Source organism: Arthrobacter sp. NPDC056886, from assembly GCF_042788715.1.
Taxonomy (GTDB): Bacteria; Actinomycetota; Actinomycetes; order Actinomycetales; family Micrococcaceae; genus Arthrobacter.
On record NZ_JBHUBT010000006.1, the window covers coordinates 114,868 to 126,631 of the forward strand.

An 11,764-nucleotide genomic window follows, 5' to 3' on the forward strand; every position below is an offset into this window, starting at 1 on the left:
GGGCATGCGGGACGCGGCACGGTTGGGGGCGATTGACGACAAAAGCACCGCGCGGGGAATGAAAGTCGACAGAGAAGGCGGCACACCGGCGGAACGTGAGGTATTTCACAGCTCGCGCACCACGGGCTAGGCTCGCAATCGTGAAATCTGAACATCTACCGCTGCTCAATTCCGTCTCCGCCCCTGCCGTGCACCCTGACGGCTCCATCGCCGTGGTGTCCGTGATCCGCCCGGACTTCGATGCCGATGCCTACGTGGGCCAACTGTGGACCGTGCCCTTGGATTCGGACCAGAAGAACCCAAACCTCGCCAACCCGGACCACCGGCCGCGTCGGCTGACCCGCGGCTTCCGCGACACCGCACCTGACTTTTCACCAGACGGGCGGGCCCTGGCGTTCCTGCGTGCGGCCGCCGGCGGAAAGCCGCAGCTCCACGTGGTGGAAGCCGCCGGCGGCGAACCCCAGCTGCTGACGGCCGCCCCACTGGGGGTCAGCTCCTTTGCCTGGTCACCGGATTCCCGCAGCATTGTCTTCGGTGCCAGGACTCCTGACGAGGGCCGGTACGGCAGCATAGACGGCGTGGGTGCAGGCAGCGAGGACGCCCGGCTGATCACCGATTTCCAATACAGGATGAACGGTCTTGGCTACACAGCCGACAAACCCCTGCAGCTGTTCCTCATCGAGGTGCCGCAGCTTGACGCCGAACCCAAGGTGGCGCCGGCCGGGCGCGCCCTAAAAGCCCTCGGCGCCGCGGCCGAGACCGCGGAGACCGGTGCCAGCCTGCTGCCGGACGCCAAGCAGCTCACCACCGGGCCGGCAGACCACAACGACGCCTGCTTCAGCACCGACGGCGGCACCATTTACTTCACCGCGGCCTTGCACGAGGACCGGGACGCCGACCTCGTCAGCGGAATTTACGCGGTTCCCGCCTCCGGAGGGCAGCCGGAGGCCCTCACTCCGGCCAATACCGGACGGCAGACCGTCAGTGCCGTGCGCCAGTCCGCGGACGGGAAGTGGCTGTTCTTCCTCGCCCAGGACCTAAGCGCGTCCGGCCGGGACTTCGTGGCCAGGAACACGGCTCTGTATGCCATGCCGGCCGCCGGCGGAGACGCGACAGCGCTCAGCGACGCCGAGACCCAGGACCTGTCCGGCGGCAGCCGGATCGAGCTGCGCGGCGGCGCGGGTGCCCTGGTCCTGAACACGGCGCGGGGAACCGTGGAGCTGCACGAATTCGTCGCGACGGGAGGCCACACCGTCCTTCTGGAAGGGAACCGGGTGGTCACCGGGGCCGCGGATGGCGGGGGGACGCTGGTGGTGAGTTTCAGTGATTCGACCACGGCAGGGGACTTGGCCGTGGTCGACGGCGGGCAGGTCCGCCGCCTGACGGACTTCTCCGCGCCGCTTCGCAGCGTTGCGGGCATCAGCGAGCCGCAGGAATTGACATTGCAATCGGCCGACGGGTACCCGGTCCATGGCTGGCTCGTGAAGCCGGCAGGGCCCGGCCCGCACCCGGTGCTGTTGAACATCCACGGCGGCCCTTTTGCCCAGTTCGGCGTGGCATTGTTTGACGAAGCCCAGATCTATGCCGGGGCCGGTTACGCCGTACTCATGTGCAATCCGCGGGGCTCGGCCGGCTACGGCCAGGAGCACGGACGGTCCATCAAGGAACGGATGGGAACCGTGGACATGCAGGACGTCCTCGCCTTCCTGGACGGGGCCGTGGAGAAGTTTGCGGATCTGGACGCCGCCAATGTCGGCATCATGGGCGGATCATACGGCGGCTACCTGACAGCGTGGACCATCAGCCACGACCACCGCTTCCGGGCGGCCATAGTCGAGCGCGGATTCCTGGATCCTGTGAGCTTTACGGGTTCTTCTGACATCGGCTGGTTCTTCGGCGGGGAATACACCGGCCCTTCGGCGGGGCAGATGGCCGCGCAGAGTCCCATGGCCCGCGTGGAGAACGTACGGACGCCGTCGCTAGTGATCCACAGCGAGGAGGACCTCCGGTGCCCCGTGGAGCAGGGGCAGCGGTACTTCACCGCACTCAAACAGCGGGGCGTCGAGACCGGATTCCTGGTCTTCCCGGGCGAGAACCATGAGCTGTCCCGGTCCGGCACTCCGCACCACCGGAAGCAACGGTTCGATGAAATCCTGAAGTGGTGGGCCCGCTACCTGCCATCCGCCGGGAATCCGGCACCGCAGCCTTAGTCCTCCGCCGGCTCCGGCAGGAACCCGAGTTCCTGCCGGGCGCGGCTGATGTCCGGCTGGGCCCAGCGGGCGGAGTATTCGGCATTGTTGCTGAGGGAGCGCAGCTCGGCCCGGTCCAGGAACAGGACCCCGTGCAGGTGGTCGGTCTCATGCTGGACAATCCGGGCCTGCCAGCCGGTGAAAGTTCGCTCCAGGTGGGTGCCGTCCGGTGCCGTGAAGTCGAGCTGGACGGATTCCGGCCGCATCACGGCCGCCTGCAGGCCGCCAATGGAGAGGCAGCCTTCGTAGAACGCCACGGACTTCTCGCCAAGGGGCCGATAGCTTGGGTTCAGCATGGCGAAGAACGGCAGCGGCTCCCTCCCGCGGACGGCAGCGACGTCGGGATCGACCGCGAACTGGTCCTCCAGCACGGCGAGCTGCAACGGAATCCCCAGCTGCGGTGCCGCCAGGCCGACGCCCGGGGCCTTGTGCATCACGCTACGCATCAGGTCGATGAGGTGGCCAAGTTCGGCGTTGCTCAACTGGCCGTCGAACGGTGCCGCCACGTGCCGGAGCACGGGATGCCCTGCCTGGACAATCGGCGGCAGGATACCCACGCCCAGGATCTCCTGGACGGCCTCGCTAATCCGGGCGGCGCTGTAGTCGGTGGGCCTGGCGTCAAAGGACATGCCCCCAGACTACTGGCGGCCGCACGCCTTCGTAACAAAGTCATAGATTCGGCCGCGAAGTCGGTTGCCGGCGTCGATTTTCAGGACACCCTCCCGGCCCGCCACCCTGACCCGCAGCGGCAGGAGCGTGCCCACCTTGTCTTCGGCCACGGCGTGGGGATCGCAACGGGCGGGCCGGATGCCGAGGCGCATTTCCGCCTGGGGCCCGCCGGTGCGGAGCGTCAACGTGTGCGGCCAGGGTGCTTGCGGGGCCTCCGCCAGGAGTGTGGTTTCCTCGATCCGGTCAATTACCAGCTCACCGGCGCTTCCAGCTCCTGCACCGCCGGCGGCGCGCGGTTTGATCAGCAGACGCACGACGCCGGTCCGCCCGTCCGTGGCGACCTCAAGGTCCGGAGCCAGCGCGACGGCGGCCACGGCGGAGGCGGCCCGGCTCAGGCACATCTCGGAATTGTTCCGCGCCAGGACGCCGAACGGATCTGCGGCCGGCGCGGTGGCGTCTTCTAGGGGCGGCGCAGTTGCCTGTTGCGAAGTTCCTTGTTGCCCAGTTCCTGTGCTCCCGGCACCCTGCGGCACCGCCAGCCGGAGGGAGACAAATGCTGTGCCCGTGTCGGTGCCGGATGCAGTTCCAGGCCCACTTGGGGCCGGAGACGGGAAGCCGCATTCCGGTGCGGGCAGCGGTGCCGGCAGGCTCTTCGTCTGTCCGGGCGGAAGCTCTATCCCGCCGTTGCGCGGCGGCCACGTGATCGGCGCCTCGAACAGCGGGCTGGTCAGTGCCGCGCCGAGGACGGTCAGGGGAGCGTCAGTGGTGTTGGTGAGCTGGATTTCGATGATTTGTTTGCTGTAGTTGTCGCGGAACTGGCTGATTTCCGCGGTCACGGGGGCGGTGGGGACCAGTGTCGCCGTCGAGGACGCGGGGCCGTCGGATCCGCCGACTGTCCCGGTGCTGCAGGACCCCGCAACGCCCAGCACGGCCGCGGCAGCCGCAACCCGCAACGGGATGCGGCGCCGGCGCGTCACAGGAAGGCCGTCCATGCGCACAGTCTATTCCGGGCGTCTATTCCGGGGGTTCAGAGCGTGACGTGGCCTTTGACGACGGTGCGGCTGCTGCCGCCGACCCAGATGGCGTCCGCTTCGCTGGTGATCGTGAGGCGTCCGCCACGGCCGAGGACTGTTCCCTGCTGGACGGTGAAGTTCCCTACGACTGTTCCTTCGCTGCCAAGCCACTGGGCCAGCCCGGCGTTGACGCTGCCGGTCACCGGGTCTTCGTCCACACCGTGGCCCGGCGCGAACGCGCGGACCTCGAAGTCCGCGGGGCCGCCGTTTTCGTGGGCGCCGATGACGCCCATGTTGAGCTGGCCCATGACGGAGAAGTCCGGCCGGAGGTCGAGGACCTGCCGGGCCGATTCCAGCCGGATGCCGAGCCAGCCAGGGCCGTTGTCGATCCAGTTGCTTCCCAGGACCTGATCGGCCGTGATGCCGAGGCTGGCAAGGACCTGGTTCAGGGTTGCCGGTTCCACCGGGCCCGACCTGGTCAGGGGCGGGGCCTGGAAGGCGAGTTCCGCGTTCGTGCGCCGGATCTTGACCAGCCCGGCCCCGCACTCCTGGATCAGCTGTTCCATGTTGTGCGGCTGACCGCCGAGTTCCAGCCAGGCGTGGGCGGATCCGAGCGTCGGATGTCCGGCGAAGGGAACTTCGGCTCGTGGGGTAAAGATGCGGAGTTTGTAGTCTGCTGCCGGGTCGGTCGGCGTTAGCAGGAATGTTGTCTCTGACAGGTTGGTCCAGTTGGCGAAGTTCTGCATCTGCGCGGTGGACAACCCATCAGCGTCATGGACGACGGCGACCGGGTTGCCGGCCTTGGGTCCGGGGGCGAAGACGTCTACTTGAGAGAACGGGCGTGCGGATGCGGCGACGGTCATGGTGTTCTGCTCCTTGCAAAGTGAAACGCGGCCAAGGGCGCTCCAGTAACACCGTAGTGTCCAACTGGCTTCACAATAAAGGTCCAGTTTGAAAAAGTGGCCGTGACGATCACGGCCCCGATTGAAGCCCTGCGCGGTGATTAAATGACCTGTGCTGTCTAGAGCCCATGCCCCGATAGATGCCCTGTGCTGTCTAGTGCATAGTGAAGCGGCCTAGTGCATAGTGAAGCGGCGGGCGATCAGTGCGTTCACCGCCGGAACTGCGGCGACCCCACCGATGGCCCGGTTCCGCGCCGCCAGGAGTCTGTCAGGGAGGGGCCGGCCCAGGGCCATGTTGATTTCCGCCTGGCGCGTGGCCCTCGCCGCCGCCCGCAGCCTGGTGCGCTCAAAGGTTCTTAGGTCACCTTCTACCTCCTGGCCGCGGGCGGCGGCCGACACGATCGGGGCCAACGCCGCAGCATCCAGCCAGCCCAGGTTCATGCCCTGCCCGCCAATGGGGCTGACTTCATGGGCCGCGTCGCCGATCATCACTACCCGTCCGGTCACCATCCGGCGGGCCAGACGCGTGCGGACGCCGAAGCGGCTGAGCATGCTGTTAGTCCCGGCGTCGATCTCGTGGCCCGTACGCTCGCGCACGCAGCGCATGAGCCACCGCGCGTCACCGCCCTGCCCGCCGGCAGCGGAGCCGCCGGTAGTGCTGTCGCCAGTAGTGAGGCTGCCTGCAATGACGTCGCCGGCGCCCAGCCGGACCACCCAGCGGCGGCGCTGACCGGGCAGGGGGAAAGACTCCACGATGCCGGCCCCGGCCAGGAAAAGCGCGGCGTCCGGACCGAAGCCGGTGTTGTCGGCGAAGTCACCCATGAGGTAGCTGTCCGGGTACTCCTTCACACGCAAGGCGCCGCCCCGCAGCGCCCGCACCGAGGAGCGCACGCCGTCGGCGGCGATAACCAGCGGCGCCGTGTAGCGAAGGGAGCCGCTCCCGGAAACGGCTTCCACGGTGACCCGGTCGCCGTCGTCGGACAGGCGGGTGAGCCGGACGCCGCGGTGCAGGGCGCCGTCGTCGAGCTCATTGAGCCGCCGCTCCAGCAGCGCCTCCGTACGGCTCTGGGGCAGGGACAGGATGAACGGAAAACGGTCGGAAACGCCGGCAAAGGACATTTGGGCGAGGCACTTACCCCCCGCCAGGGCCACTCCGCGGCGGATCGGGACCCCTTCGGCAACCAGGGCCCCGGCAACTCCGGTTCCGGCGAGCGCGGCGAGCGCCGGCGGATGGATGCCGATGGCCCGCGAATGCGGTTCCGGTGCGCTCCGCTGTTCCAGGATCTGCACCTCCATGCCGTCCTGCAGCAGCAGCGCGGCCATGAACAGTCCCACCGGGCCTGCACCGATGATCAGCACGTCAGCCACGGGCAGCGGGCCTCTCCGGATGGTGGCCGTCGGGGGCGTCCAGCAGCAGCAGGTTCCGGAACGGGGCGTGGCGGACAACTGTCCAGCCGGGCGGGGCGGCGCCCGCCAGTTCCGCGGCGGTGTAGCTTCGCCGGATCGAAGTCAGCCCGTCCTGCCGGATGTAGGAGCCGGTGAGCACCCAGGAGCCGGCAAGGAAGAGTGCGTACGCAGCGGGGCTGCGGCGGATGTCGTTGTGGACCACAGTGCCACGGGACAAGATGGCCGACTCGGCAAGGAACGCTCCGAGCCCGTCGAGGTGGTGCAGCACATGGTTGGACACCACGACGTCGTACCGGTGGCCCTCTTCGAGCAGCTCGGCAGAGCTCACCTGGCGAAACGTCACGTCCGCCGCCGCGTGGCGGGAACGGGCGAAGAGGATTGCCCGCGGATCCGGGTCAATGGCCGTGACCTCGAGCCGCAATCCGTCCCGGGCGGCCCATCGGGCAAGCAGCACCGAGAGGTCGCCCCCGCCGCACCCGATGTCCAGCAGGGATGCGGGGGAGTCCGCGGACAGCCGCGGCCGGATCCGGGTCCGATAGATGCCGCGCCAGCCGGCCACCACACGGTTGACGAGCGCGAACTGGGCATAGGTGCGCTCCAGGCGGCCCGGATCGCAGCCGGGCAGGTCCATTTCCTCGACGGCGTCTGACGCGCGCTCCCGAAGAAGGGCCGCCCGGAGGCGTTCCCCGCCCTTCTTCGCGCTCAACGGTTTCAGTGTGGCCGCTTTCAGACCCGCACCGCTACTGTGTCCGCCGGTTCCGCCGCGGACTCCTGCCGCGCGGCAGCAGCGGGCTCCTGCTGCAGGACCGCCGGCGGCGAGGCAGCCAGCCTCGTGAAGAGCGCCGTTTCCACCGTCAGGCCCGGGCCGAAGGCCATCGAGCAGATCCGTTCCGCGCCGGGGCCGCCAAAGCCTCCCGGGCTGGACCCGGCACCTGCCGCGTCGTCCGCGGCCGGCAGGTCCAGGATGTGCTTGAGAACGAACAGGACGGTGGCGCTGCTCATGTTGCCGAAGTTCCGGAGGGTTTCGCGGGCAGGGACCAGCTGTTCGTCGCTGAGGTCGAGCCTGGACTGGACCTTGTCCAGGATGCTCCGGCCGCCCGGGTGGATGCCCCAGTGCTGGATGTCCCGGTAGGGGAGTCCCTGCAGCGAGCTGTCGCGGGACAGGAGAGGTTCGAGGGCGCCGATGATGTGGTCATCGATGATGTGCGGAACATAGTTGCCCAGCACCATCTCGAAGCCCTCGTCGCCGATGTTCCATGCCATCGAGTCCTCCCCGACGGGCGTCAGAACGGTTTCGAAGTGGTCCAGCCGCAGCAGGGCCGGTTCGTCCGGAATGTCCCGCGCCGTGATGATGGCCGCAGCGGCGCCGTCGGCGAACAAGGCCGATCCCATGATGGTGTCCGGGTCATTGGAGGTCCGGACATGGAGGGAGCAGAGTTCGGCGCAGACCACCAGCACCGTGGCATCAGGGTCCGCCTCGCAAAAGGATTTCGCGGCCCGCAGCGCCGGGAAGGCGGCGTAGCACCCCATGAACCCGAGGTGGTACCGCTGGACGGCCGGATCCAGGCCGAGAGCACGGACAATCTTGTAGTCCGGGCCCGGATTGAAGAAACCGGTACAAGAGACGGTGATCAGGTGGGTGATGTCCGGCGCATCGACTCCCGGACAGGCATCCAGCGCTTTTTGGGCGGCCTCTATGAAGAGCTTGGTCGCCTCCGTGGCGAAAATGGCGTTGCGGATCTTGGTGCTGGGGCTGAGCACCAAGCCGGTGGCCGGGTCGAAGAACTGGGGATCTTCCGCCCGGCTGTCGGTGGTGAGTTCCTCAACTGCCGTATGCCGGGTGTCGATGGCCGCGGAGTCAAAGCATGTGTTGACCAGCCGGGATCCGAGCCTCGTGAGGCCCGGCTGGGCGGCGAACACGGCCCTGGCCTCGGGCTGGACCAGAATGGTTGGCGGGACTGCAGTTTCTAAGGACCTCAGGTAGACCGTCATGGTTCATTCTCAGCGAGCCCGCCGCCAAAGACAATGGACGGACCCGGGATTCGGCACGACGGCCGGGCTGGACAACTTCGGCGCGAAGTAGCACGATCTCACATGTGACCACCAAACCCGACCCGGCGCAGCACTTGCGAGACCTCGCCCTGCTGCGCCGCGTCCGTGACCGGATGGACCGGGAGTACGCGCAACCGCTCGACGTCGAGGCGCTCGCCCGCGGTGTGCACTTGTCCGCCGGGCACCTCAGCCGCGAGTTCCGTCTCGCGTACGGCGAGTCGCCGTACAGCTACCTGATGACGCGGCGCATCGAGCGCGCGATGGCTTTGCTGCGCCGCGGCGACCTCAGCGTCACCGAGGTCTGCTTCACGGTCGGCTGCTCGTCCCTGGGCACCTTCAGCACCCGCTTCACCGAGCTGGTCGGCGTACCGCCCAGCGTCTACCGGCGCGAGGCCGCCCGTACGACGGCGGGGATGCCGTCCTGCGTGGCGAAACAGGTCACCAGACCGGTCAGGAATCGAGAAGTGCCGGCCCCGGCACCGCAGCTAGCATGAATTTCATGGACATCAACATTCACGCGAGTTTCCTCCCACACAACGATCCCGACGCCGCCGTCGCCTTTTATCGCGACACGCTCGGCTTCGAGGTCCGCAACGATGTCGGCTACGGCGGGATGCGCTGGATCACGGTCGGCCCGGCCGACCAGCCGGGCACGTCGATCGTCTTGGAGCCGCCGGCCGCCGACCCCGGCGTCACCGACGACGAGCGCCGCACCATCGACGAGATGATGGCCAAGGGCACTTACGCCCGCATTCTCCTGGCCACCAAGGACGTCGACGCCACCTTCGAGCGGCTGCAGGCCAGCGGCGCCGAGGTGGTCCAGGAGCCGACAGAGCAGCCCTATGGGGTCCGCGACTGTGCCTTCCGCGACCCCGCGGGCAACCTGATCCGCATCCAGCAGCCGCTCTGAGCTGTCCGCGGACGCCGGACAGGCGGATGCAGGACCAGGAGGCCGAGCCGGAAGCTGGTTAGATAGAGCAAAAGCGACGCTGAGGGAGACCGCGCAGGCGGCCCCGCAAACAGATGGAGACACCATGAGCATGGCCACGAGGGCGGACACGCAGCCGGCTGAACAGCACGTTGCAGACACGCACGATTTGATCCGTGTGCAGGGCGCACGCGAGAACAACCTCAAGGACGTCAGCATCGAGATCCCGAAGCGCCGGTTGACGGTGTTCACAGGCGTCTCCGGCTCAGGCAAGAGCTCCCTGGTGTTCGCGACCATCGCCGCGGAGTCGCAGCGGATGATCAACGAGACCTACAGCGCCTTCGTGCAGGGCTTCATGCCGTCGCTGGCGCGGCCGGAGGTGGACCACCTCGAGGGGTTGACGACGGCGATCATCGTCGACCAGGAGCGGATGGGCGCCAACCCCCGGTCCACCGTCGGAACCGTCACCGATGCCAACGCCATGCTGCGCATCCTTTTCAGCCGGCTGGGATCGCCGCACGTGGGGCCCCCGACGGCATTCTCCTTCAACGTCCCGACCCGGAAGGCGAGCGGCGTGATGAGCACCGAGAAGGGCGGCCGGGTGGAGAAGAGTGTGGTGCACGATGCTGTCTATCTGGGTGGCATGTGTCCGCGCTGCGAGGGCATGGGCTCGGTCTCCGACTTCGACCTCACTGCGCTCTATGACGACTCCAAGTCGCTCGGCGGCGGCGCCCTGACGATCCCCGGCTACAGCATGGACGGCTGGTACGGCCGCATCTTCAGCGGCGCCGGCTTCGACATGGACAAGCCGATCGCGAAGTTCACCAAAAGGGAAATGCACGACCTCCTCTACAAGGAACCGACGAAGATCAAGGTCGAGGGCATCAACCTGACGTATGAGGGCCTGATCCCGAAGATCCAGAAGTCGATGCTGTCCAAGGACGTCGAGGCGATGCAGCCGCACGTCCGGGCCTTCGTGGAGCGCGCCATCACGTTTCAGGCCTGCCCGGAGTGCGAGGGCACGCGGCTCAGCCGGGAGGCCAGGTCCTCGAAGATCCGGGGCAAGAACATCGCCGACCTCTGCGTCCTGCAGATCAGCGACCTGGCCGCATGGGTCCGGGAGCTCAACGAACCTTCGGTCGCGCCGCTCCTGAAAGGCCTGCAGCACCTGCTCGACTCGTTCGCCGAAATCGGGTTGGGTTACCTCTCCCTGGACCGGCCGGCGGGCACGCTGTCCGGGGGAGAGGCCCAGCGCACCAAGATGATCCGGCACCTGGGCTCGTCCCTGACGGACATCACCTACGTTTTTGACGAGCCGACGATCGGCCTGCACCCGCACGACATCCAGCGGATGAACCAGCTGCTGCTGCAGCTGCGCGACAAGGGCAACACCGTGCTCGTCGTCGAGCACAAGCCGGAGACCATCGCGATTGCCGACCACATCGTTGACCTCGGTCCCGGCGCAGGCACCGCGGGCGGCAGCGTCTGCTTCGAGGGAAGCGTGGAGGGGCTGCGGGGGAGCGACACCATCACCGGCCGCCACCTCGACGACCGGGCCTCGGTCAAGGAATCGGTACGCCCGTCCTCGGGCGCGCTCGAGGTCCGTGGCGCGTCCACGAACAATCTTCAGGGCGTGGACGTCGACATCCCCCTCGGCGTGCTGTGCGTGGTCACCGGCGTCGCCGGCTCAGGGAAGAGTTCGCTGATCCACGGTTCGGTGGACGGCCGCGACGGTGTGGTGGTGATCGACCAGGGCGCCATCAAAGGGTCGCGCCGCAGCAACCCCGCGACGTACACGGGCCTGCTCGAGCCGATCCGCAAGGCGTTCGCGACGGTCAACGGTGTGAAGCCGGCGCTGTTCAGCTCCAATTCGGAAGGCGCCTGCCCCACCTGCAACGGGGCCGGCGTGATCTTCACCGAACTCGGTGTCATGGCCACCGTCGAATCCACCTGCGAGGACTGCGAGGGCAAGCGATTCCAGGCCTCGGTGCTGGAGTACAAGCTGGGCGGCCGCAACATCGCCGAAGTGCTGGCGATGTCAATGACCGAGGCAGAGGGGTTCTTTGCCGAAGGGGAAGCCCGCACGCCGGCGGCCCACAAGATCCTCGACCGGCTCGTGGACGTCGGTCTCGGCTACCTCACGCTCGGCCAGCCGCTCACCACGCTGTCCGGCGGTGAGCGGCAGCGCGTCAAGCTCGCCACCCAGATGGCAGAGAAGGGTGACATCTACGTCCTGGACGAGCCCACCACCGGCCTGCACCTGGCCGATGTCCAGAACCTGCTGGGCCTCCTGGACCGGCTGGTCGCCTCCGGTAAGTCGGTCATCGTCATCGAGCACCATCAGGCGGTCATGGCGCACGCCGACTGGATCATCGACCTCGGCCCCGGCGCTGGCCACGACGGCGGCAGGCTCGTTTTCGAGGGCACACCTGCCGACCTCGTGGCCGCCCGCTCCACGCTCACCGGCCAGCACCTCGCGGCCTACGTCGGCGCCTGACCGGGCGTGTTGATCGTGACCGGCTGATCGCGGCGCCGTCGGCCCCG

At 67.9% G+C, this 11,764-nt stretch carries 10 protein-coding genes; 4 read left to right on the forward strand and 6 right to left on the reverse strand.

Going from position 1 to position 11,764, the window contains the following annotated elements:
* Nucleotides 1-140 precede the first annotated feature (140 nt).
* Nucleotides 141-2,210, forward strand: coding sequence for a S9 family peptidase (locus ACFRJ8_RS11800; RefSeq protein WP_377986342.1), 2,070 nt, complete (start codon nt 141-143; stop codon nt 2,208-2,210).
* Here ACFRJ8_RS11800 and ACFRJ8_RS11805 read toward each other — a convergent pair.
* From ACFRJ8_RS11805 to ACFRJ8_RS11830, 6 genes are all read right to left on the reverse strand, one after another.
* Nucleotides 2,207-2,878: a peptide deformylase gene (locus tag ACFRJ8_RS11805; protein WP_377986343.1), complete on the reverse strand. Its 672-nt coding sequence runs from the start codon at nt 2,876-2,878 to the stop codon at nt 2,207-2,209. The two genes, ACFRJ8_RS11800 and ACFRJ8_RS11805, sit on opposite strands and share 4 nt — an antisense overlap.
* A gap of 9 nt (nt 2,879-2,887) precedes the next feature.
* Nucleotides 2,888-3,910 carry a hypothetical protein gene (locus ACFRJ8_RS11810; RefSeq protein ID WP_377986344.1) on the reverse strand — a complete coding sequence of 341 codons (1,023 nt, stop codon included), beginning with the start codon at nt 3,908-3,910 and terminating at the stop codon, nt 2,888-2,890.
* 35 nt (nt 3,911-3,945) lie between these two features.
* Nucleotides 3,946-4,794, reverse strand: coding sequence for a PhzF family phenazine biosynthesis protein (locus ACFRJ8_RS11815; protein WP_377986345.1), 849 nt, complete (start codon nt 4,792-4,794; stop codon nt 3,946-3,948).
* A gap of 213 nt (nt 4,795-5,007) precedes the next feature.
* The gene (locus ACFRJ8_RS11820; RefSeq protein WP_377986346.1) at nt 5,008-6,201 is read right to left on the reverse strand and encodes an FAD-dependent oxidoreductase; all 1,194 of its coding nucleotides are present in this window, start codon (nt 6,199-6,201) and stop codon (nt 5,008-5,010) included.
* The gene (locus ACFRJ8_RS11825; RefSeq protein WP_377986347.1) at nt 6,194-6,946 is read right to left on the reverse strand and encodes a class I SAM-dependent methyltransferase; all 753 of its coding nucleotides are present in this window, start codon (nt 6,944-6,946) and stop codon (nt 6,194-6,196) included. The genes ACFRJ8_RS11820 and ACFRJ8_RS11825 overlap by 8 nt, the downstream gene beginning before the upstream one ends.
* 20 nt (nt 6,947-6,966) lie before the next feature.
* On the reverse strand, nt 6,967-8,232 hold the full coding sequence (locus ACFRJ8_RS11830; protein WP_377986348.1) for a type III polyketide synthase: 1,266 nt from the start codon (nt 8,230-8,232) through the stop codon (nt 6,967-6,969).
* 104 nt (nt 8,233-8,336) lie between these two features.
* On the opposite strand from ACFRJ8_RS11830, the gene ACFRJ8_RS11835 reads away from it, so the two are divergent.
* The 3 genes from ACFRJ8_RS11835 to ACFRJ8_RS11845 all read left to right on the forward strand — a co-directional run bounded on the left by ACFRJ8_RS11835 (nt 8,337) and on the right by ACFRJ8_RS11845 (nt 11,717).
* Nucleotides 8,337-8,786 (forward strand): helix-turn-helix transcriptional regulator, encoded by a 450-nt coding sequence (locus ACFRJ8_RS11835; protein ID WP_377986349.1) that lies wholly within the window; start codon nt 8,337-8,339, stop codon nt 8,784-8,786.
* Nucleotides 8,783-9,202 carry a VOC family protein gene (locus tag ACFRJ8_RS11840; RefSeq protein ID WP_377986350.1) on the forward strand — a complete coding sequence of 140 codons (420 nt, stop codon included), beginning with the start codon at nt 8,783-8,785 and terminating at the stop codon, nt 9,200-9,202. The genes ACFRJ8_RS11835 and ACFRJ8_RS11840 overlap by 4 nt, the downstream gene beginning before the upstream one ends.
* Nucleotides 9,203-9,326: 124 nt before the next feature.
* On the forward strand, nt 9,327-11,717 hold the full coding sequence (locus ACFRJ8_RS11845) for an ATP-binding cassette domain-containing protein (RefSeq protein ID WP_377986351.1): 2,391 nt from the start codon (nt 9,327-9,329) through the stop codon (nt 11,715-11,717).
* Nucleotides 11,718-11,764 lie beyond the last annotated feature (47 nt).

Bases quoted from the DNA above. Each gene is read 5' to 3' on its own strand.
- ACFRJ8_RS11815 (WP_377986345.1), bottom strand. From the start codon at position 4,794: ATGACCGTCGCCGCATCCGCACGCCCGTTCTCTCAAGTAGACGTCTTC.
- ACFRJ8_RS11805 (WP_377986343.1), bottom strand. From the start codon at position 2,878: ATGTCCTTTGACGCCAGGCCCACCGACTACAGCGCCGCCCGGATTAGC.
- ACFRJ8_RS11845 (WP_377986351.1), top strand. From the start codon at position 9,327: ATGAGCATGGCCACGAGGGCGGACACGCAGCCGGCTGAACAGCACGTT.
- ACFRJ8_RS11830 (WP_377986348.1), bottom strand. From the start codon at position 8,232: ATGACGGTCTACCTGAGGTCCTTAGAAACTGCAGTCCCGCCAACCATT.
- ACFRJ8_RS11810 (WP_377986344.1), bottom strand. From the start codon at position 3,910: ATGGACGGCCTTCCTGTGACGCGCCGGCGCCGCATCCCGTTGCGGGTT.
- ACFRJ8_RS11840 (WP_377986350.1), top strand. From the start codon at position 8,783: ATGAATTTCATGGACATCAACATTCACGCGAGTTTCCTCCCACACAAC.